This window comes from Sphingobacterium lactis (genome assembly GCF_011046555.1).
GTDB classification, from domain to species: domain Bacteria; phylum Bacteroidota; class Bacteroidia; order Sphingobacteriales; family Sphingobacteriaceae; genus Sphingobacterium; species Sphingobacterium lactis.
Genome location: NZ_CP049246.1, coordinates 2611666 through 2635159 on the forward strand (window position 1 = coordinate 2611666; position 23494 = coordinate 2635159).

The 23494-nt window shown below is 43.4% G+C and carries 21 protein-coding genes and 2 tRNA genes; 8 read left to right on the forward strand and 15 right to left on the reverse strand.

Going from position 1 to position 23494, the window contains the following annotated elements:
- Positions 1-88: 88 nt before the first annotated feature.
- From G6N79_RS11345 to G6N79_RS11355, 3 genes are all read right to left on the reverse strand, one after another.
- Positions 89-173 (reverse strand) — tRNA-Leu (locus G6N79_RS11345).
- Between the two features lie 5 nt (positions 174-178).
- A tRNA-Gly gene (locus G6N79_RS11350) sits at positions 179-251 on the reverse strand.
- A gap of 64 nt (positions 252-315) precedes the next feature.
- Positions 316-807, reverse strand: a complete 492-nt coding sequence (locus G6N79_RS11355; protein ID WP_103906438.1) for a regulatory protein RecX — start codon at positions 805-807, stop codon at positions 316-318.
- Between the two features lie 69 nt (positions 808-876).
- Between G6N79_RS11355 and G6N79_RS11360 the strand changes: the two genes are divergently transcribed.
- Genes G6N79_RS11360 through G6N79_RS11370 form a run of 3 tightly spaced genes read left to right on the forward strand, consistent with a single transcriptional unit; the run spans position 877 to position 4494 of the window.
- Complete coding sequence (locus tag G6N79_RS11360; RefSeq protein ID WP_103906437.1) at positions 877-3312, forward strand: bifunctional UDP-N-acetylmuramoyl-tripeptide:D-alanyl-D-alanine ligase/alanine racemase; 2436 nt, start codon at positions 877-879, stop codon at positions 3310-3312.
- Between the two features lie 2 nt (positions 3313-3314).
- Entirely contained in the window at positions 3315-3962 is a 648-nt protein-coding gene (locus tag G6N79_RS11365; RefSeq protein ID WP_103906436.1) for a DUF502 domain-containing protein, read from the forward strand.
- Entirely contained in the window at positions 3931-4494 is a 564-nt protein-coding gene (locus tag G6N79_RS11370; RefSeq protein ID WP_103906435.1) for a sensor histidine kinase, read from the forward strand. The genes G6N79_RS11365 and G6N79_RS11370 overlap by 32 nt, the downstream gene beginning before the upstream one ends.
- Positions 4495-4586: 92 nt before the next feature.
- On the opposite strand, the gene G6N79_RS11375 is transcribed toward G6N79_RS11370, so the two are convergent.
- From G6N79_RS11375 to G6N79_RS11415, 9 genes are all read right to left on the reverse strand, one after another.
- The gene (locus G6N79_RS11375) at positions 4587-4964 is read right to left on the reverse strand and encodes a hypothetical protein (protein ID WP_103906434.1); all 378 of its coding nucleotides are present in this window, start codon (positions 4962-4964) and stop codon (positions 4587-4589) included.
- Positions 4965-5079: 115 nt separating this feature from the next.
- Complete coding sequence (locus G6N79_RS11380) at positions 5080-6141, reverse strand: PA0069 family radical SAM protein (protein WP_103906433.1); 1062 nt, start codon at positions 6139-6141, stop codon at positions 5080-5082.
- Between the two features lie 48 nt (positions 6142-6189).
- Positions 6190-8292, reverse strand: coding sequence for a polyphosphate kinase 1 (gene ppk1 / locus G6N79_RS11385; protein WP_200818793.1), 2103 nt, complete (start codon positions 8290-8292; stop codon positions 6190-6192).
- 640 nt (positions 8293-8932) lie between these two features.
- On the reverse strand, positions 8933-9307 hold the full coding sequence (locus G6N79_RS11390) for a hypothetical protein (protein ID WP_103906432.1): 375 nt from the start codon (positions 9305-9307) through the stop codon (positions 8933-8935).
- Positions 9307-9885: a DJ-1/PfpI family protein gene (locus G6N79_RS11395; protein WP_103906431.1), complete on the reverse strand. Its 579-nt coding sequence runs from the start codon at positions 9883-9885 to the stop codon at positions 9307-9309. Before G6N79_RS11395 ends, G6N79_RS11390 begins: the two co-directional genes overlap by 1 nt.
- 16 nt (positions 9886-9901) lie before the next feature.
- Positions 9902-10468, reverse strand: a complete 567-nt coding sequence (locus G6N79_RS11400) for an NADPH-dependent FMN reductase (RefSeq protein WP_103906430.1) — start codon at positions 10466-10468, stop codon at positions 9902-9904.
- A gap of 89 nt (positions 10469-10557) precedes the next feature.
- Positions 10558-11127 carry a pentapeptide repeat-containing protein gene (locus G6N79_RS11405; protein ID WP_103906429.1) on the reverse strand — a complete coding sequence of 190 codons (570 nt, stop codon included), beginning with the start codon at positions 11125-11127 and terminating at the stop codon, positions 10558-10560.
- Positions 11128-11129: 2 nt separating this feature from the next.
- On the reverse strand, positions 11130-11702 hold the full coding sequence (locus G6N79_RS11410; protein ID WP_103906428.1) for a Crp/Fnr family transcriptional regulator: 573 nt from the start codon (positions 11700-11702) through the stop codon (positions 11130-11132).
- Between the two features lie 45 nt (positions 11703-11747).
- Positions 11748-13430 carry an RluA family pseudouridine synthase gene (locus G6N79_RS11415; RefSeq protein ID WP_103906427.1) on the reverse strand — a complete coding sequence of 561 codons (1683 nt, stop codon included), beginning with the start codon at positions 13428-13430 and terminating at the stop codon, positions 11748-11750.
- Between the two features lie 138 nt (positions 13431-13568).
- Between G6N79_RS11415 and G6N79_RS11420 the strand changes: the two genes are divergently transcribed.
- The 3 genes from G6N79_RS11420 (at position 13569) to G6N79_RS11430 (ending at position 16067) form a co-directional block, all read left to right on the forward strand.
- Complete coding sequence (locus G6N79_RS11420; protein ID WP_103906426.1) at positions 13569-14528, forward strand: aldo/keto reductase; 960 nt, start codon at positions 13569-13571, stop codon at positions 14526-14528.
- Positions 14529-14543: 15 nt separating this feature from the next.
- Complete coding sequence (locus G6N79_RS11425; protein WP_103906425.1) at positions 14544-15014, forward strand: Dps family protein; 471 nt, start codon at positions 14544-14546, stop codon at positions 15012-15014.
- A 234-nt stretch (positions 15015-15248) separates the two neighbouring features.
- Positions 15249-16067: a ZIP family metal transporter gene (locus tag G6N79_RS11430; RefSeq protein WP_103906424.1), complete on the forward strand. Its 819-nt coding sequence runs from the start codon at positions 15249-15251 to the stop codon at positions 16065-16067.
- A gap of 102 nt (positions 16068-16169) precedes the next feature.
- On the opposite strand, the gene G6N79_RS11435 is transcribed toward G6N79_RS11430, so the two are convergent.
- The 3 genes from G6N79_RS11435 to gyrA are packed head-to-tail and all read right to left on the reverse strand — an operon-like array spanning position 16170 to position 21015.
- Complete coding sequence (locus tag G6N79_RS11435; RefSeq protein WP_103906423.1) at positions 16170-17345, reverse strand: tetratricopeptide repeat protein; 1176 nt, start codon at positions 17343-17345, stop codon at positions 16170-16172.
- A gap of 18 nt (positions 17346-17363) precedes the next feature.
- A complete protein-coding gene (locus G6N79_RS11440; RefSeq protein WP_234993200.1) occupies positions 17364-18476 on the reverse strand; it encodes a tetratricopeptide repeat protein in 1113 nt (370 codons plus the stop codon).
- On the reverse strand, positions 18460-21015 hold the full coding sequence (gene gyrA / locus G6N79_RS11445) for a DNA gyrase subunit A (protein ID WP_103906422.1): 2556 nt from the start codon (positions 21013-21015) through the stop codon (positions 18460-18462). Before gyrA ends, G6N79_RS11440 begins: the two co-directional genes overlap by 17 nt.
- A 342-nt stretch (positions 21016-21357) precedes the next feature.
- Between gyrA and serC the strand changes: the two genes are divergently transcribed.
- Positions 21358-22425 (forward strand): 3-phosphoserine/phosphohydroxythreonine transaminase, encoded by a 1068-nt coding sequence (gene serC / locus G6N79_RS11450; protein WP_103906421.1) that lies wholly within the window; start codon positions 21358-21360, stop codon positions 22423-22425.
- 11 nt (positions 22426-22436) lie between these two features.
- Positions 22437-23384, forward strand: coding sequence for a D-2-hydroxyacid dehydrogenase (locus G6N79_RS11455; protein WP_103906420.1), 948 nt, complete (start codon positions 22437-22439; stop codon positions 23382-23384).
- Positions 23385-23494: the final 110 nt, after the last annotated feature.

Below are 23494 nucleotides of genomic sequence, written 5' to 3' on the forward strand. Positions count from 1 at the left end.
AGTATTAGAAGTTAAAAACCCGCCATAGGTCTAACTACTAACTACTACCTACTAAATACAAAAGCTCGTCGAAGACGAGCTTTTCAAGTACCTAGGGCGGGAATCGAACCCGCACTCCTTTAACAGGAACAGGATTTTAAGTCCTGCGTGTCTACCAGTTCCACCACCTAGGCAACTGAGCGAAAGACGAGATTCGAACTCGCGACCCCAACCTTGGCAAGGTTGTGCTCTACCAACTGAGCTACTTTCGCTTGACGTGGTGCAAATATAGAGAGAAAATTGAATTCACGAAGTATTTTTTTTAAAATAATTGCCCTACGATTCCAAACTATTGTCTTTCAGGATTTCCAAGATTAAATTGCTTTCAAAACCCCGGGATAGTGCATATTGATAGAGCTTATTCCTCCGTTTAAATGGATCCGTTTCCTTTAACAAGGTTGATTTTTTGGTCAGGATACCGACCAAACGTTCGAAATAATCATTTGGGTCGATCTCTTTCAGGGCGATCTTGATCAGGGGAGGGGAAACCTGCTTTATTTTTAAGCCCTGTGTGATCTTGATGCGGCCCCAGCCCTTGATCCGGAATTTGCCGAGCACATAGGCCTTGGCAAAACGTTCTTCATTGAGGAAATTCTCCTCCAGCAGGTAGGAAATGATCTGTTCGACATCGGAAGGATAGAGCCCCCAGCTGAACAGCTTATCCCGCACTTCCTGTTGGGACCGCTCTTGGTAAGCACAATAGGCTTCCGCTTTGCGCTTCCCTTCCTGGGGAGTGTATTTCTTTTGTCTTTTTTCGAACTCTTCCATACTGCAAATGTTCAAAAAATGATGAACTTTTAAAAAAAATGATGAAATTCGTTCCATATTTACATCACTATGTATACTATTGAAATTATTAGCACCATCCTCGAACAGAAGCTGCTGAAGAATAACAATAATGCAAACGAAATCAATGAATTAGTATACGACAGCCGCAAAATTGCCAACCCTGCCGAATCACTTTTTTTTGCACTGCAGGCTGCCCGGGATGGGCACCAGTTTATTCCGGATGCCTACCAAAAGGGGGTGCGAAATTTTATCGTTTCCGAAGCTGTTCCATTTTTTACTGATAAAGACGATGTAAATGTCATTCAGGTTGACGATCCGTTGGCAGCGATGCAGACCATCGTGGCTTTCCATCGCGCACAATTCTCCTTTCCCATTATCGGTATAACGGGGAGCAATGGCAAGTCCATTGTAAAGGCCTGGTTGTTCCAACTCCTGTCGCCTGATAGAAAAGTTTACCAAAGCCCCAAGAGCTACAACTCCCAATTGGGCGTGGCACTATCCCTATGGAATCTCAATGCACATTATGACCTGGCCATTATCGAGGCTGGAATTAGTGAACCCGGAGAGATGGACCGATTGGAAAAGATGATCAAACCCACTATTGGTGTACTGACGAATATTGGTCTGGCGCATGCCCAACATTTTGACTCCAAGACGCAGAAATTGACGGAGAAACTGAAATTATTTACAGGCGTGGAGGCATTGATTGCAAATCCAGCCTATATTGATGATAGCTTGGTTCCCGCTGATGCCGATTGGATGCGCTGGGGAAGGGATGCAACGGACGATATCCAATTGGTTGAAACGGTTATCCATATAAACAGTACCACATTACATCTCCGCATCGGGGAGGAAGATAAGACCTGTTCCGTACCGTTTACGGATAAAGCATCCTTGGAAAATATATTGACATGTATTTCCGTGCTCTGGTATTTGGGTTACGGAAGTGATGTGATCGTTGAACGGATTACCGGTTTAAAACCTTTGGAGATGCGCCTGCAGTTGAAGAAGGGCATCAATAACACCTCGATCATTGATGATTCCTACTCCAATGACCTGGCCTCCTTGCGGATTTCCCTGGAATTTCTGCAACAACAGAATCAACACGAGAATAAAACGTTGATCCTCTCGGAAATGGAAGGACTCACGGAAAATGATAAATTTCAGCACAAGCTGGTGGATCTTCTGAACACCAACGGGATCAACAGACTGATCTGGGTAGGCAAGCAATATGCCTGGTTGGATCGGTTGGCGATAGCAAATAAGTTGGTGTTTACCGATACGGAGGAACTTTTGAAAGCACTTTCGGACCTCCGCTTTGCTGAGGAGAGTATCCTGATCAAGGGCGCGCGGGTATTCCAATTTGAACGTATCGTACAACGCTTGACCTTGCGTTCGCACGGAACAGTCATGGAAATCAACCTGAATGCGATCTCGAATAATCTCATGGCCTACCGGTCGTTACTGCCCAATCAGGTTAAATTAATGGCCATGGTAAAGGCCTTTTCTTATGGTAGTGGTAGTTTTGAAGTGGCCAATCTGTTGCAATTTTCAAAGGTGGACTACCTTACCGTTGCCTTTGCTGATGAAGGCGTTGAACTTCGTGCTGCGGGTATTTCCCTGCCGATCATGGTCTTGAGTCCCGATCGCGAGACCTTCCGGTCTTTATTGAAATACAATTTGGAGCCGGAAGTATACAGCATGGCGTTCCTGAATGAATTCATCACCTTTCTAAAGGAGGAGAATCGACGTGATTTTCCCATCCATCTGAAACTTGATACTGGTATGCACCGGTTGGGATTCTTTCCTTCGGAAATCAGTGCGGCCATTGACGTCATCAATGCCAATCCGGAAGTCCGGGTACAGTCTTTCTTTACGCACCTGGTTGCTTCGGGGGATCCGAGTCAGGATGATTTTACGCGGATGCAAATCCAACAGTATGAGGAAGCAGCAACCCAATTGGCGGAAGGCATCGGGTACACTTTTATCCGTCATGTCGCCAATACTTCTGCGATTGTCCGCTGGCCACAGGCCCACCTGGATATGGTCAGGTTGGGGATTGGCCTGTATGGGGTGGATATGGACCATACGATGGGAAATCTGGAGGAGGTCAGCCGATTGAAGACGACCGTGACGCAGATTAAGGAGCTCCCTGCGGGAGAGACCGTTGGTTACGACCGTAAGGGTGTATTGAAAAGGGACAGCAAAATAGCAACCGTCAAGATAGGTTATGCAGATGGATATCTACGCCGTTTTGGAAATGGTATCGGAAAAATGCAGATCGGTTCGCAATTTGTCGCAACAATTGGCAATATTTGCATGGATATGTGCATGCTGGATGTCACCGACGTGAATGTACAGGTCGGCGATGAGGTTTTGGTATTCCCCGATCTGATGCAAGCGGCAAAAGATATCGGCACGATACCGTATGAGCTTTTGGTGAATATATCCAGTCGAGTGAAAAGAGTTTATTATTACGAATAAAAATGCTAACTAAGTTTTTCCAAAAATTCTTCTATTACCTGATCAAGGGGACATTGGTCGTTGCGCCTGTGGCGGGTGCGATTTTCGTTATCGTTTGGTTGGTGGCTACACTGGATGGGGCGCTCAATATCACCGAGCATTTCTTGGAAGATGAACAGGGGCATCCGCTGTACATCCCGGGATTGGGGATCCTTTCGGTCATTCTCCTGTTGACCTTGATCGGATTGATCTTCACGACATTTGTTACCGCGCCGATCCGCAGTTGGCTGAATAGAACCATTGCTAAAATTCCGCTTTTTAACACACTTTATTCTTCGATCAAGGATTTTACGGAGGCTTTTGTTGGCGATGCCAAGAAGTTCAATGAACCTGTTCTCGTGACGGTAAATGATTTTGGACTGAAGAAGATCGGCTTCCTGACACAAAAGGATCTTTCCGCAATCGGGCTGGAAGGGGAGGTCGTGGTCTATTTTCCGTATTCTTATTCGGTAGCAGGTCAGGTTGTTGTCGTGGAGTCATCGAAAGTAAAGAAGTTGAACCTTTCCGCGACCGATGCAATGAAATTGGTGGTGTCCGGAGGTGTAAGTGGTCTGGAGAATAAAACGAAAATAGGACAGCATGCCTTGGTGGAAAAGAAAACCGAAAATTAGTGAGGAAGAGCGTTTAGCGGCACTATTTGAACGAGCCAATTCCTCCTTTGAAAAATCACAACAACTGATTCCCTTAGTTGCTCAGGACGTCCTGAATTTGGAGCAGTCGGATCGATTGGCGTCCTTGAACCTCAACCAGGAATGGAGTATCGCTGATGAGATCGACATTTTAAAGATCTACCTTGAAGGTTATAAATCGAGCTTCGGCAACATGACGTATACCTTCGTGGCTGATGCTGCTGATCCTGTACCTATAAAAGCGCTGGTGCTATTGCCCATCGTGCAGAATGCCTGTATCAATGGTTATAATGGGATGGAAAATTATCCGGTGAAGGTCAAGGTTAAAGTTCTGGGAAGAACAATCAGTTTGGAGGTGAGTAATCGCGTCAACCATCATCTGGCAGATCAATCGGACACTGATTTAATGGATCAGGCGAGGGCAAGATTGGATTTTAGTTATTTTGGGAGATATAACCTATTCCTGAACAGCAACAGCAATTTATTTAAAGCTACTTTACTGTTGCAGGTATAGATTTAAAATAAAGAAATATACGAAAAAGGGTTGCTCCATTTGGAACAACCCTTTTTAAGTTAAATTAATCGACTGTATATATCAACTGATTCTTATCTATCTGCGTCAGCAGTCCAAGTTTGATTGTCTTTAGCATAAGCCATAGTCAATTTACCCTCAGTAATACGGACATATCCAATAACACCGTCTTCAAAGAAAAGCGTGTTATTGTCGCCTTTTGTCATCGTTACATTATTTAAGTCAGGAATACCTCTGTCAAATTTGAAGGAGTAATTGCTTCCACCGATTTTGACTACAGTAACTTTACCATCACCTAAGTCCACATCCGATCCAGAACCGGTGTAACTGGTTGTACCTTCATAGGTTCCAACAAAAAGATCATTATCCACAGGATCATCATCTTTAGAACAAGAAGATACCGTAAACATAACCACGAATAATAGGCTCAATAATTTCAATGTGTTTTTCATAGCTTAATTATTTTAGTGTTTTTAATAGTTTATTGTTGATATCCTTCCAAAGGTGGTGCCAAGAGGATAGTATGTTATCCGTTTAAATTAATTTTAACATTTGTTAACATTAATTTTACATAAATAAATTAAGCTGATTTGATTTATTTTTATTGAAATGCGATAAATTAAATTGAAAGTGTTCAACGTTTAGCTTATTGAGTTTGCAGTGTAGTCGGAAAGAATCTCTGATCATTTCCGCAAGCTGTCCGGATCCCCGCATTCTATTCCCAAATTCGCTATCATTCACCTTACCCTGATGGCAACTCTGTATACTATGCCATATTTTATTGGCACGATCGGGATAAGCTTTGTGCAACCATTCCTCGAAAATCTTGCCTATTTCCCCATTCAGGCGCACTACGGTGTAGCCAGCCCATCGTGCTCCTGCTGTTGCAGCAGCCTTCAGTACATTCGGGATTTCATGGTCTGTCAAACCTGGGATAATGGGTGCACACATAATCCCTACGGGAATGCCATTATTGGATAGCGTTTCGATAACTTTTAAGCGCTGAGCCGCCGTAGCTGTCCGGGGTTCCAGCTTGGCTCGCGTTTCCTTGGTCAACGAGTTGATGGATATATATACGGTGACGAGATTTTTCTGGGCCAGCTGCTTCAGAATTTCCAGATCACGTAAAACGAGGCTGTTTTTGGTGATAATACCGATTGGCTGACCATATTCCAGTGCAATCTTGAGCATGGCTTGGGTGAGCTTAAATTTACGCTCCAAGGGCTGGTAGCAATCGGTGTTGCCGGAAAAGTTGATCGGTGTGCCCGTCCAATTCTTCTTGGTAATGAATTCCTTGAATAATTTGGCGCTATTGGACTTGACCAGAATCTTGGTCTCGAAGTCCAGGCCCGCACTAAAACCCCAATACTGGTGGCTGTTGCGGGCATAGCAATAGATGCATCCATGCTCGCAGCCTTGATAGGGGTTAGCGGAATACTCCATCCCCACATCTGGACTGCTCACTTTATTGACGATCGTTTTTGGATGAACGATCGTAAATTTCGTGTTGGGAGACTCAACTTCCCAATCATCAACTCCTTCGATATGCTCCTGACTGTAGGTAATCTTGGAAAATACATTGTCCACATTCCCCTGAGCCCCTCTTCCTGAAATAAATTCCTTTTCCATCACGCTGATATTTCAGTAAAAATACTAAAAATATTAGCAAAATAAAAATTACTCAGTTTGCAGGATGATTTCCTCGGCTTTCGCTTTCAGGTAATTGTGGATTTCAATCTGTGAACGGAATTCAGGACCTTCAGTCTGTACGTATTCGTTGTTCTGTTTATTGTTGAGGTACCGTGCTTTTACATTATCCAGTAATTGGATTTCCAACATTTCTTTCAGCTCTTGCTTTAGTTTCTTGTTGTTGATCTTTACGGCCGCTTCAATTCGATGATCCAAGTTTCGTGTCATGAGGTCGGCGGAGGAGATGTACGTCATTTCCTTGCCGGCATTGTAAAAATAAAATACACGTGCATGCTCCAGATATTCATCCACGATACTGATGGCGTGGAAAGGTTTATCGAATTTCTTCTGGTTAACGGCACAGAAAATACCACGCACAATTAAATCCACTTGAACACCCGCATGGCAGGCTTCGTAGATTTTCTTGATCGATTCCTTGTCACTGAGCGAATTGATCTTGATGATCACCCGCGCTTTCCTTCCGGCTTTTGCTTCAGCAATCTCGACGTCTATCAACCGACAGATCTCAGAACGCATATCCAGCGGACAGATCAGCAGATTTTTATTGTTCTTGATGCTGTCGACCAAAGGGACTTTTGGGCGTTGAAGCGCATTGAATATTTTATTGATGTCCGCCATAACACCTTTGTTGGACGTCATTAGGCAATAGTCACCATATAATTTCGCTGTTTTCTCATTGATATTCCCCGTACTGACGAAACCGTATTGGATCGTTTTATTATTTACGCGTTTCTTAATGATACACAGTTTCGCATGGACTTTCTTGTTGGGGATACCGACCAGGACCTTTACACCTTCCATTTCAAATCGCTCCTTCCAGTCCAAATTGTGTTCCTCATCAAACCGCGCACGCAATTCCAACATCACCGTTACTTCCTTGCCGTTTCTGGCGGCATTCACGAGCGCATTGGCGATCTTACTGTTGGTCGCCATCCGATATATCGTCGTCTTGATGGATTTTACATCCGGATCCATCGCCGCCTCACGGAGCAAGTCGATCATCGGGCGGAATTCGTGGTATGGAAAGGAGAGGAGGACATCCTTTTTCAGGATGACATCCGTAACCCTGTCACCAAAGCTGAAATCGGGATGCTCAAAGCTGACCCGTTCGGCTGGTTTAGTGTAGGACCGGAATACATCCGGGAAATCCATGAAGTGTTTGAAGTTGTGGATGCGCTGACCGGGAATGATGCTATCTTTCTTACTCAGATTGAGTTTCTTGATCAGCAGTTCCAATAATTTCGGGTCCATTTCCTGATCGAATACAAAGCGTGTCGGCTTTCCTTTCCGACGGTTCTTGATACCCTTGCTGATCTTTTCGACCAAGGTCGTGTTCACATCGTTGTCGATATCAAATTCGGCATCCTTGGTAATCTTAAAGGTATTAGCAACAAACTCGTCGAAACCAAAATAGGAAAAGATATACGGTAGATTTACCTTAACGATATCCTCGATAAGGATGATGTGTTTCTGGTTCTTTGGCGATGGCAGAATAACGAAACGGCCCAATTGTTTTGAAGGTAATTCGATAATCGCAAATTTCGTGTCGTACTGCCAGTCTTCCTTATACATCGCAATTCCGAGGTACAGACTCTTATCCCGCAGGTAAGGCATGGGGTTGGCTTCGTCCAGGATAAGTGGAATGATATTGGTCTCCACCTCTTCGTCGAAGTAATCCCGTACAAAACGCAGTTGGGTTTCATTCAACTCTTCCGCTGTTTTGATGAATACCTTTTGTTTGGCCATTTCCTTTTGCACATTTCCCCAGATCTGATCGAACTTACGTTGCTGCTTGATCACAATTTCCGTAATCTTCTCCAAGATCAAGGTGGGCAGGGTATAGAAATAGCTGTTGGCTTCTTTGGTATTGATTTCTGCAGCGCGCTTTAGCGCCGCTACCCGGACACGGAAGAACTCGTCCAGGTTATTGGAAAATATACCCAGAAATTTAATCCGTAAATGAAGGGGGACTGTGGGATCGGCAGCTTCCTGTAGCACGCGACCATTAAAACTTAACCAACTAATATCTCTTGGGATAAACTTGCTTGCCATTTCCTTATCTAACATCATAGCTCAAAGATGTTCGAGCTTTATTTGGTAAAAGTTAACAAATTAATATGATATTATTAAATATCATTTTGTGTCTTTAAACCCAAATTTCATCCATTTTATTCATCGGAACTGCAATTAAGGTGACGCCGTTCTGTGATGGACTTTAGCTCGATGATTTATTTGTTAATAATTGAATTCTTACTGATTATTCCTTGCAAGGATCTATCTTAAGCCAAGTAATTCTGCGGACAATCAAAAGAAGAAGAGTTTCGTTGAACAATAATCTTGACGATTTCCATTAAGCCCTTAAAATTTACCTTTTCTTGGCTTACAATATCCTTTAATTATTTTAAAATGATCCTATGGAATGAGTTTTAGTTTTGTTTTTCTTTGTTATGGATAGTGTTTTTTGTGTCGCTGATGAATACTTGTTGGATCGTTGGTGTTTGGTAAGCCTTTTTCTCCCTTTTTGGAACGTTTACCGGCTTTGGGGTAATATGCATACTTTGATAATTTCAGTTAATATAGCTTCAAAATTAAACTAATTGTTTAAAATTCATTGTAAATGGTATATTAATTTTATGTTAAGTAATAAAGATTGAGGTTGGATGCAAAAAGAAAGGCAACCCATTGGGTTGCCTTTCGCTGTGTAATGTCCTTATTTTGAGGTTCCTGTGCGTCTGAGGATATTGATGGCTTCGTATTTTGCCGTGTCATAATGCGGATCTTCCAATTGTAAAGCAGTCGGGAAAGGTTTGTTCTTATCAAAGAAATAAATCTTTGTTGTGCTTCCGTAGTCATTTACAGGGAATAAATCTGCAGCTTGATCATAGGCCGCATTCATTTGATAGCCTACGGTCACGGCATAAATCCTGATTATTCCGCCCTTATTGTTTTCGTTACGTACGAAGGCCACTTCCTTAAAATCGCCAGGAAGGTCTTCAATACTCGGTTGGGAGTAAGAATCGTAGATCAAATAGCCCAAGAATAAGATCAGTGGAATTGCAAACCACCATATTTTCTTATTCTTCATTAGAGCGTGATTTTTATGCCCAATAATTTATAGAATTCCTTCAGGATTTCCTGGTGTCCTGGCCAAGCTGGTGAGGTTACGAGGTTTCCATCAACGACTGCTTGATCGGCAGGGATGTTTTTCCAAGTGCCACCCGCAAGTTCAATATCTGGACCTACTGCAACATAAGCCGTCAATGTACGACCTTCCAATACCTTGGCAGCCGTTAAGACTTGGATGCCGTGGCAGATTGCTGCAACAGGTTTGTCCTTATCGAAAAATTCCTTGGTAATTTCCAATACACGCTTATTCAATCGGATATATTCCGCAGAGCGACCACCAGCAATATACAGTCCATCGTAATCGTCGGTATTGACCGAATCAAAATCCTTGTTGATTGCAAAGTTGTGTCCACGCAATTCCTTATACGTTTGGTCGCCGGTGAAGTCATGAACCGCCGTTGGCACAACATCACCTTTTTTCCGATCAGGTGCAATGGCATCTACTTCTATACCGATGGCACCCATTGCTTGAAAGGGAACCATTGCTTCGTAGTCTTCTACGTAATCACCAACTAATAATAATACTTTCTTTGCCATAATATGAATATTAAATTTATTGTTGTTTTTCTTCTAAAATCTTGGCCATACTGCGTTTGGTCTTGCGGACTTTCGCTTCCAATTCGCTTCTATATAAGGGTGTGATGACACCTTTGCCATCTTCAAAATTTTTGCTGAATTCAGGTAGGGAGAAGGTGTCGAGCAGGTTTGCGCCATCGCGTGGTAACCGATCTTCAGCTGCTGCCAACACAGATTTTCCGCCTCTAGCACCTTCACTGGTCGCCATGATGAATACGGGTTTGTCTGGGAAGATCTTGCGGCCCCGGATACGGGAAACCCAATCGATGAGGTTCTTGTAGCCCACATTATAACTGCCGTTGTTTTCAGCAAAGGAAATCAAAATGAGATCGGCCCAATCGAGCCGCTTCGCAAATTCATGCGCGAGGTCAGGAATACCATCCTTTTTTTCCTTGTCCTTGGAAAATAGTGGCATTTCGAAATCATTTAAATCCAGGATCTGGATCTCATCCTCTTTTTCCTTGTAATATTTGCTCACCGAAGTGACCAACCGTTTGTTGATGGAATCGGAGCTGTTGCTCCCTGCGAATGCCAATATTTTCATATCCCTAAATTTAAGGATATTTGTCGGTCAGCACAAATTAAAACAGGGCTTAGGCGGAAATTTAACGGGTTCCTAACAATTGCAATCTTTTACTGGACGATCTTGATCTTGAACTTCTGCAATAACCCGGGAAGACCATCCATGGAGAACTTCGCACCTTTAATAATATTCTGATCCGGATCCAATTCGTAATTGGTTGCACCAACAAAATTGGCTTTCTCCAAATTTGTCTGGAGGAAATGGGCACCCAAAAGATCCGATTCGGTAAAATTAACTTCTTTCAGTTGGGCGTTTTCAAATTCTACATGCTGCAGCCTGCAGGTTGAGAAGTTCGCCTTCACCAACTTTACACCAAAGAAAGAACTGTGCTCCAGATTGCAGGCATTGAATTCCATGTGCAAATTGAAGGGATTGGCCTCATCAAAACGAATCCCGATCATTTTGCATTGTTCAAATTGGCAATCTTGAAAGGAAGTGCCAACAACAGGGGCGAGGCTCAGGTTACAATCTGTAAATCGGCAGTCGATAAACTTGAATGAGCTGAGGTCAACCTGTTCGAAATTACATTGATCAAATACGCAGGATTCATATTCCGCCAAGGGAAAGGTTGCTTCCTGGAAATTGATGTTTTTAAAAGGTTTATTCGTTATTTCTTCCATGTTTATGCCTGTAGTATTTCCTTTCTGATTCTGCTCAAGGAGCTATCCGTCACACCGAGATAAGAAGCGATGTACTTGAGTGGTGCCTGCTGGATGATTTGCGGTTTTTCTTCCATCAGGTGCAGGTATCTGTTCTTGGCAGGTTCGGTAATCATTTCGGTTGCTCTCTTTTTGCTGAGGTAGAGTTCGAAGGCCATCCATGCACGGCCCCATTCCCGGAAGGCGGGGATCTTATGGAACAATTCCTGAAAGATATCGTAGTCGATTTTCCATAGCGTACAATCCGTAAGACATTGGATGTATTCCTGGGTCGGAATGCGCTGGAATATGGAGGCTACTTCAATGACGACTTCATTGTTGCCTGTGAATCCCGTTGTGATCTCATTGCCTTCATAGTCGTAAAGAAAGGTCCTGGTCAGGCCATCGGCAAGAATGTAATATTCGTTGGAAACAGCGCCTTTTTCCAAGATAAATTCACCTTTGGCCAGGTTTACCTGTTCGTGTGCATCGAAAATCTGCTGTAAATCCTCATTGGTGAACAATGGATGTTGATAGGCGTATTTTAAGACTTCCATGGAATAGATTTTATATAAAAGTAGCGATTTCCCGCCATATAAAAACTAAAATGGATCGGCAACTTCAAATTCCATCGCCTCTTTTGTTGTCGGGTGGATAAATTTGATGTAGCCCGCGTGCAGGTGCAAACGGTCAAGTTTTTCACCATATAGATCATCACCCACAATAGGCGCATTCAAACCCTGCGCATGTGCGGAATGCACACGTAATTGATGCGTGCGCCCTGTCTGGGGGAAATAATGGATACGTGTTCTGTTCCCTTCAACGGCCACAACCTTAAATAGGGTCAAGGCTGGTTTTCCATAAGTATAGCAGACGACTTGGCGGGGTCTATCATCGAGGTCCACGCGTAAGGGAAGGTCAATCTGTCCCTCTTTAGCCGTAATGATACCGTCCAAAAGAGCGGTATATCTTTTTTGTACTTGGTGCTTGATGAATTGATCCTGGATAAACTGATGGGCATATTTGTTTTTGGCCAACACCAGAATGCCAGAGGTAGACATATCCAAGCGGTGGATGATGATCGGACCGGTATAATCTGGCAACCGTGCCTCGATTCGTTTCTGCACGCTATCCTGAATATGGATGCCCGGTACGGATAGGAATTCTGCAGGTTTGTTGACAATGATCAGGTCATTATCCTCATACAGGATCTCCAATTCTTTATCTGCTGCAGGATTCTCAAGCATCGGATTCGGATCGATCGCTAATCCCTGTAACATATGGCCGAGAATGGGCTCACATTTACCTCGGCAAGCAGGGTAGTAGCTCAGGTGTTTTCGGACTTCTGAGCTTGGTGAATCGCCCCACCAGAATTCGGCCATACAGATGGGCTTTAGTGCATGTTGATAGGCATATTGCAATAGTTTTGGTGCGGCACATTCGCCTGCACCCGCAGGTGGCAGCAATTGTTTGGCTTCCTGAAAGATATCCAATACGGCGCGTTTTTCCAGATGGGCATTGAGAAATTGATATTGGTCAAAAAGTCTGTTCTGCAGTGCGGCAGAACGGGTTTTCCTTTCCAGCTTCAACTGTGCTATGGTTTCCAGAAAGGTATGGAGATTGCGCTCCGCTTCCGCAATTACTTGGGCGGACAGTTCTTTTTGGACGGCAAAGATATGTTGATCGCGGTAGCTCTGTTTAACGAGATCTTCCTTCAGTGCAGCATATTCGGAAGGCGAGAGCAGGGGTTCCTGTACTTCCCGCTGGATCTTCCGATCCAATTTATTTTGCTTATGCGCTTTCCGTAGGGAAGCCAAAAGTTCATCCTGCTCATCCCGCGTTTGTTTTGCTTGTTTCTTAAGGTCCTTTAGGCTATCAGCAGCTTCCATTTCCTTGATCTGGTGATTCAGCGCATTGATGACTTCTTCTTCTTGTAGAAAAAAGCCATCCGGGGAAAGCATATCAAAAATAGGCGGTACGAAATAGGAATGGGTATTGCTACCCGCCATCTTGCCGGATACTGCAGCAAGGAAACCCAGATTGCCATCGGTATCCTGGACGACGAGCACACCGAACATCTTTCCGATTACCAAACCCGGCTGATTTTCCTGAAGCCCGAAGTTGTGCTCGAAGTCACGCTGATGCTCCAAGTACTGTTGTACCTGCTCCGCCGCTAATCTGCTCAGCGGATGTGGAACGTAGGCAAACGGAAAGGTAAAACGCTCCGGTAAAGGCAGTTCCGAAACGTCTTCCGTAAATCGATGGATAAATGTTGTGCTTCCCAAAATTTCTTGAATATGCCTGCAAAAGTAAGCATAATTTGGGAAGCTTATAAACTGTCTTATTTATGACAAAAAATTGCCAACAATTGGCTGTTTAAGGCGTTTTTATACGTAAATTGACAATACTTAACAACGGAAAACATGAGTAATAAAATAGCTTTTGGGAATACTGACATACAGCTTGTTCCACTAATTTTTGGAGGTAATGTTTTTGGATGGACTCTAGATGAAGAGGCTTCATTTACCATATTGGATCAATTCCTTGATCTGGGTTTCAATGCCATAGATACTGCAAATAACTATAGCCATTGGGTGCCAGGCAATCAAGGTGGGGAGTCTGAAAATATAATTGGGAATTGGCTAGATGCCCGCAAAAACCGAGATCAGGTTGTGTTAATGACCAAAGTAGGGGGACGGTTTGGCTATGATACCAAACCGAATACCAAAGCAGCATATATTAAGGAACAGGTGGAGTTGTCATTAAAACGGTTGAAGACAGATTATATTGATGTCTATCAAACACATTATGATGATGAAACAACCGGTATCGAAGAAACCCTTCGGGCGTATGAAGATCTGATTCAGGCAGGAAAGGTTCGTTACATCGGTGCTTCGAATATCAGCCCGGACCGTTTGGAGGAAAGTTTGGATATTGCCCAGCAAAAGGAACTTCCTGCCTATATTTCTTTGCAACCGGAATATAACTTATATGATCGGGAAAAATTTGAAAAGGAGTATCAAGCCTTGGCGGCTGAACGTGATTTGGCAGTGATCCCTTACTATTCCTTAGCGAGTGGCTTCCTCTCTGGAAAATACCTGACTGATGATGATTTCAAGAAATCAGCACGTGGTGAGGGGATCGAAAAGCGGTATTGGAACGATAGAGGTCGTAAAATAGTTGAAGCTTTGAATGAGGTGGCAGCGGCATACCGTACCTCTGCTTCTGCGGTGGCATTGGCATGGCTTCTGGAACAGCCCACTATCGCTGCTCCGATAGCAAGTGCAACCAAAAAAGAACATTTAGAAAGCTTTGTTTCAGCTATCCAATTGCGACTTGGAGATGAAGCTTTGGAAAAATTGAATAACGCAAGTGCTTATTAATAAACAACATATATCATGAAAACAAATATAGGAATTAAAGAAACAAACAGAAAAGCTGTAGCAGAGATCTTAAACAAACTTTTAGCCGATGAAACTGTGCTCTATACCAAAGTGAGGAATGCACACTGGAATATTGAAGGGCAAGATTTCCACGCACAACACCTATTCTTTGAGGAACTGTACAATGATTTAGCAGAGCTGATCGATGAGATTGCAGAGCGAGTACGCGCTATAGGTCACTATGCGGTTGGTACCTTAAAGGAATACCTTGCGCTTACGCAGTTAACGGAAATGAAGTACAAGAAAAATGACAGCCAAGGCTATATTGCTGAACTGTTGAATGATTACGAAAGTTTGATAATTTCTTTAAGAGAAGATATTCAAAAGGTTGAAGAACTGGAGGATGCGGGAACTGAGGATTTCTTGGTCGGCATTTTGGAGAAACATGAAAAAACTGCTTGGATGTTGCGAGCGCATATAGCTTAATAGCGATTTTTTCTTTGTATAAACATACGTAAAGAATAAGGTAGGCATTTCGAAAGAGGTGCCTATTTTTATATGACCTGGTATGGAGCAATTTTCTTCTGAAAGCAGCTTAAATTTGGTGTAGAGGAGTTAAAATCTAGAATTTTTATTTCAAAAAATTAAATTATGGAAGGAATTGGTTGCTGAATATAAAAAGAATACAGTATTTTCAAGCCAAAATAGATAATTCTAAAGATGTTAGAAGAACTTGTTGCGTATTTGGGTACATTGGATCCCGTTGTGGCGGCCCTATTAGCGGGTTTATTTACTTGGGGTGTGACGGCATTGGGAGCGTCCGGTGTTTTTCTCTTTAAGGGGGTCAATAAAAAACTGATGAACGGGATGCTTGGCTTTACGGGGGGTGTAATGATTGCGGCCAGTTTTTGGTCGTTGCTTTCTCCGGCCATCGAGATGAGTTCAGGCGAAAAGTTTGAAAAGGTCATGCCTGCAGCGATTGGTTTTATCTTGGGTGCACTTTTCATTTTTGGTCTGGATAAACTTATGCCTCACCTGCACCTGAATTTCCTGAAATCGGAGGGACCTAAATCTTCGCTGCATCGGACAACACTACTGACCATTGCCATTGCTTTGCACAACATTCCCGAGGGTTTGGCAGTCGGTGTTCTTTTTGGTGCCGCGGCGAGCGGAGCACCAGAGGCAAGCATCAGTGGAGCGGTCCTCTTGGCAATGGGGATCGGGCTTCAGAACTTTCCGGAAGGAATTGCTGTATCGATGCCCTTGCGACGTATGGGCCTCTCAAAATGGAAAAGTTTCCAATATGGCCAGCTCTCGGCAATCGTAGAACCTATATTTGCTGTGCTTGGCGCTTTTGCGGTTGGCTTTTTTATGCCTGTTCTTCCTTATGCCTTGGCTTTTGCGGCAGGAGCGATGCTGTTCGTCGTGATCGAAGAAGTTATTCCGGAGACACAGCAAGAGGAGCACTCGGATATTCCTATCCTAGGTTTTGTGCTCGGCTTTGTTATTATGATGGTGCTGGATGTGGCTTTGGGTTAAGATCTTGATGATATTGAAATCGAGAAAATATTCATAAGAAATTGATATACTAAAAAAGCCGAATTCCAAGGAATTCGGCTTTTTCTATACTGCTTTTGAACCTTAGTTCAACGCGTTGATTTTTGCTTGTAATTCTGCTGATTTTGCTTCATCGTTGATGAAATCGTAATAGCTTTTTAAGCTTTTCAAAGCATCAACATTCTTTGGATCGATATCGACAGCTTTCTGTAGGTATGGAACCGCAACAGCGATCTTTGTTTTGATCTCACCTAGTTTTTTGTCGTAATCTGCTTGTTTCAACGTTTTATCTTCATTCAGCTTCATTAAATCTTCACGACCACCGTTCATGATCACAACAGCTGCGTTCATGTTGGCTTCCATGTAGTTTGGATCCAATTCGATTGCTTTTTGGTATGCAGCCAATGCTTTTTCATCATTACCAGCCGCACTGTGTGCCAAACCTAAGTAGTAATGTAAGTTCTTGTTGGATGCATCCTTAGCCAATTGTGCTTCAATATCGGAAACGATCTTTGCTTCATTTCCAGTGATCAGGTTCAATTCGATGTTCTGAACGACTGCATCGTTATCGTTAGGATAAGCTGTTACAGCTTCTTGCGCCGCAGCGATAGCTGATGTTGTATCACCTTTGGAAAGGTAAAGTTTCGGAAGGTCTACCATCACCGTTTTGTGGCTCGAATATTCCTTAACAGGGATCAACGCTTTGTATTTTTCGATAGCGTTATCATAGTCCTTGTTCTGTACGGCAGCTAATCCGGAATAGAACGTTAGGGTCGTGTCACCAGGAAGGTAGGTTAGGGCATCCGAGAAATCGGTATATGCTGTTTTGTAGTCTTGTTTATCCCACGAAGCAACACCTTGGTTGAACTTGAACTGACCTAAAGTTTGGGAAGCCACTTTGATGTTTTCCGCAAATTTTTTGTCAGTATCCAACTCCGTTGCTTTCGCGATACCATCTTTTGCTTTAGCTGCAGCTTCGGCATTATTGTCCAATGAAGCAATGTTTGCATAGATAATGCTGTAGAATGTCCATGCTTCAGGATTATCCTTTGTCTTGTCATGAACAACAGCCTCATCAATTGCAGTCTGTGCTTCGGTTAAACTTGTTTTCCCTAGGGCAGCAGTTCCCGCTCCTTTAAGTTCCTCGAACTTACCTATGGCAGTCTTTGCTTTTCTGATATTGCCTGTCTGAGCGAATACCGCTGTGGTACTCGTCGCGAATAGCAATCCTACAAATAATATTGATCTTTTTAAATTCATATCTATTGTATTGTTTGTTTAATTTGTCAGTTGATTCAACAAGAGGTTCACGCGATCCAATTGTGTATCATCTTCAGCCTTTTGATAATATAAAGCTAACGATTTCAGGGCATTTATCTCATAAGGTTTAATTTCATTTGCCTTCAAAAGAAAATTCTGAGCATCGTATTGAGCTTCCTGATTATCGCCGTCCTTTAAATATTTGTTCAGGTTTATCAATCCAAGTGCGAGGTTGGATTCGTAATTGTTGGGGTCAAGCTCCAAAACCTTCTGGTAATAGGTGCTGGCCAATTCAATGTTATTCGCATTCTCATTGGCATAACCCGCCATGTAATTCAGTTCAATGTTTTCCGGCTCAAATTTCAACGCTTGATCGACGATCGGAACGATGGCATCATAGGCTCCGTTCTTTGCGTATTTGTCAATGAGTAGAAAGAGAACATCCTTATTTTCTGGGAATTTTGTCTTAGCTTCTTCGAGAGTCGAAAGGGCAAGCTGCTGTTCGGTCTGCTTATCGTAAAGATTTGCCAGTTCGATAAACTGTTCAGCCGTCATTTTACCTCCTTCATGGATGGCCTTGTAGTATTTGATGGCATCCGCAGATTTACCAGCTTTCGTTGCCAAGAGTGCAAGATTATAAGTTACATCGCCGCTTTTTGCATTGAGTGCATCTACCTTGCTGAAATCTTCAAAGGCTGCGTCATATTTTTGATCCACCAATGATTTGTTCGCACGGTAGATTAGTGCAGCAGCAAGATTCTGTTTTACGTAATCCAATTCGCCAGGGTAACCATCCTGATCGCGTTCTTCGATCTTGCCCAATGTTTGGTAGGTCAAGTCGATAGGATCCGCGTTCAATTTGATGGTTCTTGTCGAATCCGCATAGGCAATCGAACTCATCACCATGGCACGTAAAACATTCACTTTGGTCTTGGATGAATCACGTCTGGTCTTGTAAATATTCTCGATCTGTTTTCTGGCGTTATCCAGATTCTTGATATCGCCAGTTTGGGAATACATCGCAAATGCATTGCTTGCTTCCTTGTAAGCAGATTGAGCGGATGCCTGTTGGGCACCCACCAATAGAAATAAGCCTAAAGTACTTGAAATGATTTTATTCTTGTTCTTCATTCTCCGCGTTAGCTGATTCATTTTCTGCTGAAGTATCGATTCCTTCTCCATCAATTTCCTCTTCCTCGTCTTGTCTGTCCACTTTCGTTACAGAAGCGATCTCATCAGAATCTTTCAGCGTAATTAGTTTAACACCCTGTGTCGCACGACCCATGACCCTCAGGTTCTCAACACCGATACGAATCACGATACCGGATTTGTTGATGATCATTAAGTCATTTTCGTCCGTAACACCTTTAATTGCAACTAATTCACCAGTCTTATCGGTTACATTGATGGTTTTGACACCTTTACCACCGCGGTTGGTGATTCGGTAATCATCAATATCCGTACGTTTTCCGTAACCTTTTTCCGATACAACCAGTACTGTTGTTTCTTCATCATTCACACTAATCATGCCAACAACCTCATCTTTTGCATGCGCCAAGGTAATTCCGCGTACACCCGTTGCCGTTCTACCCATCGGTCTAACCGTGGATTCGTTGAAACGGATGGCACGACCGGAACGAAGGGCCATAACGATCTCGCTACTGCCGTTGGTCAATGTCGCTTCCAATAATTGGTCGCCATCATTGATGTTGATCGCATTGATACCGTTTGCACGTGGTCTCGAGTAAGCTTCAAGAGATGTCTTCTTAATAGTACCCTTTTTGGTACACATGATAATGAAGTTATTCTCCAGGTATTCCTGATCCTTCAGGTTCGTCACCTTGATGTACGCCTTGATTTTCTCATCCTTCGGAATGTTGATGATATTTTGTAGCGCACGTCCTTTTGACGTTCTGCTGCCCTCAGGGATCTCGAATGCACGAAGCCAGAAACAACGTCCCGCTTCAGTAAACAATAACAGGTAATTGTGTGCTGACGCAGTGATGATGTGCTCAGTAAAGTCCTCATCACGCGTAGAAGAGCCAATTGCGCCCTTCCCACCACGTCCCTGAACACGGTATTCCGTTAACGGCGTACGTTTAACGTAAGAATTATGCGAGATGGTAATGACAACTTCCTCATCATCGATGAAGTCTTCCATACGCATATCTTCTGCAGAGTGGACAATATGCGAACGGCGCTCGTCACCATATTTCTCCAATACTTCATTCAGCTCATCTTTGATGATCTTAAAGCGGAGGCCTTCATCAGCAAGAACTTCTTTTAAGTATTCGATGGTTTTCATCAATTCCGCATATTCTTCCTTAATCTTATCGCGTTCCAGTCCTGTTAACCTTCTCAGGGTCATATCCAGGATTGCGCGTGCTTGGATATCGGATAGTCCGAAACGTTCCATCAAGCCTACACGTGCATCTTCCGGCGTATCCGAGTTACGGATCAACTTGATCACCTCATCCAGATGGTCTAGAGCGATCAGGTATCCTTCAAGGATGTGTGCGCGTTTTTCCGCTTCCGCCAATTCAAATTTTGTTCTACGGATCACCACGTCATGACGGTGCTCAACGAACTCATGAATCATATCCTTCAGGTTCATCAACATCGGTCTGCCTTTTACAAGGGCAATGTTGTTCACGGAGAAGGAAGTCTGAAGTGCAGTATGCTTATATAGGTTGTTCAATACCACATTGGCATTGGCATCACGTTTGATTTCGTAGATGATACGGATATCTTTGGCAGATTCATCGCGGATTTCTGAAATTCCCTCGATTTTCTTTTCCTGTACCAGATCTGCGGTACGTTTGATCATATCCGATTTGTTCACCTGGTACGGGATTTCCGTAACCACGATGATTTCCTTACCAGCTTTGGTCGTTTCGATTTCCGCCTTTGCGCGCATTACGATCCGTCCACGGCCGGTTTCAAAAGCTTCCTTAACCCCATTAAAGCCATAGATCAAACCGCCGGTAGGGAAGTCTGGACCTTTGATGTGGGTCATCAGCTCACTGATTTCAATATCTCTATTGTCGATGTAGGCAATGGTACCATTGATTACTTCGGTAAGGTTGTGGGGAGCCATATTGGTTGCCATACCCACCGCGATACCTGCAGCACCGTTGACTAGAAGATTCGGGATGCGGGTAGGGAGGACGGTCGGCTCTTCCAAAGAGTCGTCAAAGTTCAACTGGAAATCGACCGTATCCTTGTTGATATCGGCCAGCATTTCTTCGGCAATCTTACGGAGGCGTGCCTCTGTATAACGCATCGCTGCTGGTGGGTCTCCATCGATGGAACCGTAGTTACCTTGGCCATCCACCAATGGATAGCGCATCGACCAATCTTGGGCCATACGAACCATGGTGTCGTATACGGATGAGTCACCATGAGGGTGGTACTTTCCGAGTACATCCCCAACAATACGTGCGGATTTTTTGTAAGGTTTTCCACTCGTAACCCCTAAGTCCAACATCCCGTAAAGCACACGGCGGTGCACCGGTTTTAGACCATCGCGTGCATCCGGAAGGGCACGAGAAACGATAACCGACATCGAATAATCGATGTAGGCAGATTTCATTTGGTCTTCGATATTGATAGGGATAATCCTGTTTTCAGCAGGAACTAAATTGTTTTCATTTTCTGTTTCTTCAGCCATTATATTTTGGTTTCAGTCAATAGAATATTTTTAGTGACTTTAAATAGTCACATAACAGGCGAAGATACATAATTTTTCGGGGTTTTGGGATTAAAAAGGCTCCTAAAATTATTAACAGTCAGGCCGAAATGTTAATTAATTTTTAATGGCCAAATACCACGTTAAAATTCAGATCATTATGGAAATATGACATGAAATGTCTTTTTAATTTAAGATATTTTAAACAAAGCCTGAATTTGTTTTAAAAAATTTCAAAAATATTTTACCTTTGGACATTCTTTTAGAGGTCAAACGTTGGTTTTGCGTCTAACCAGTTTATTTATAACAAATTATACAATTCAGATGAAACACAATTTCGGTGCAGGCCCATGTATTTTGCCAAAAGAGGTTTTCGAACAAGCTTCACAGGCGGTAATTGATTTTAATGGTACAGGCTTATCTATCTTGGAAATTTCGCACCGTTCCAAAGAGTTTGAAGAGGTGGTTGTTGAAACAGAGCAATTGGTTCGCGAATTATTGAATGTCCCTTCGGGATATTCCATTTTGTTCCTGCAAGGGGGAGCTTCGCAGCAATTTGCCATGGTTCCCATGAACCTTTTGCCAGCAGATGGTAAAGCAGCTTATTTGGACACGGGTGTTTGGGCTACAAAGGCCGCAAAAGAAGCGAAAAGGGTAGGTCAAGTAGAAATTGTGGCATCGTCGAGTGATCAGAATTATAACTATATCCCGAAGCTGTACACTATTCCAACGGATGCGGCCTATTTTCACTATACCTCCAATAATACCATCTACGGTACGGAAGTTTTCGATAGACCAGCAACACAGGTTCCTGTAGTTGTGGATATGTCATCCGATATCTTGAGCAGAAACATCAATATCGCAGATTACGATTTGATCTATGCCGGTGCACAGAAGAATATGGGACCAGCGGGAGTAACCTTGGTCATCATCAAAGATGAGCTTTTTGGTAAATCGGGTCGCACGAATCCTATGATTTTTGATTATGAAGCACATGCAAAAGCTGGCTCCATGTACAACACGCCTCCGGTTTTCTCTATTTATGTCTCCATGTTGAACCTGCGTTGGTTGAAGGCAAAGGGAGGTATCGATGTCATTGAGCAGGAAAACATCATCAAGGCGCGCACATTGTACGATGAGATCGACCGTAATCCTTTCTTCAGGGGAACAGCAGCCGTGGAAGACCGTTCGCGCATGAACGTGACCTTTGTAATGGAAAATGCCGAATTGGAAGCCGAGTTCTTGGCCTTGGCCAAAGAACGCAACCTGATTGGAATTAAGGGACACCGTTCTGTCGGTGGTTTCCGAGCTTCCATCTACAATGCATTGACCATTTCATCCATCAATGCCCTAGTTGATACCATGAGAGAATTTGAAGAGCGTAAAAAATAGTTAATTGAATAATGAAGATTTTAGCAAACGATGGGATCGATCCTATCGGTAAAAAAATATTAGAGGATGCTGGCTTTATCGTTGACACAGTCCACATCCCACAAGAAGAGTTAGCAGGTCGGTTGAACGAATATGATGCAGTAACTGTTCGCAGTGCGACCAAATTGCGTCAACCTTTGATCGATCTATGCCCGAACATCAAGGTGATTGGCCGTGGTGGAGTAGGTATGGATAACATTGATGTTGATTATGCCCGCTCCAAAGGCATTACCGTGGTGAATACACCAGCGGCATCATCCCACTCCGTAGCGGAATTGGTCTTTGCCCACCTGCTGAATGGCGTCCGTTTCTTATACGATTCGAATCGCAAGATGCCCGTTGAGGGCGGCAGTAATTTCGGTGGTCTTAAAAAGGCGTATGGCGCGGGTACCGAATTGCAAGGAAAGGTACTTGGTGTGGTAGGTTTTGGTCGTATTGGCCGCGAAACCGCAAAAATTGCACTCGGCTTGGGAATGACAGTGATCTACTCCGATCTTTTCGAAGGGCCGCAATCGCTAACATTGAACCTTGCCGGTGGTGTTGAGGTCAATGTTCCAGTTGAACAGGTTGAATTGGTCGAAATATTCAAGCAGGCAGATTTTATTTCGCTTCATGTGCCATTCACGGATAAACCGGTGATCGGTAAGGAAGAAATTGCGTTATTGAAAGATGGCGTAGGCTTGGTCAATGCTTCCCGTGGTGGGGTAATTGATGAATTGGCTTTGGTTGAGGCGCTTAACAGCGGCAAAGTGGCATTCGCAGGTATCGATGTCTTCGATAATGAACCGACTCCACGTGCTGAAGTGTTGACGCATCCAAAGATTTCGTTGACCCCGCATATCGGTGCGGCGACAAATGAAGCCCAGGAACGTATCGGCGAGGAACTCGCGCAATTGCTAATAGAAAGCCTGAAGAAGTAGGTTTTCCGCATAAAAATTTATGCGGCACAAGAGCTTTTACAGCATTTGTGCCGTTTTTTTTGTTAAAAGACTTATATTCACACCCGCAAAAAAAATAACAAGTTTAAAAT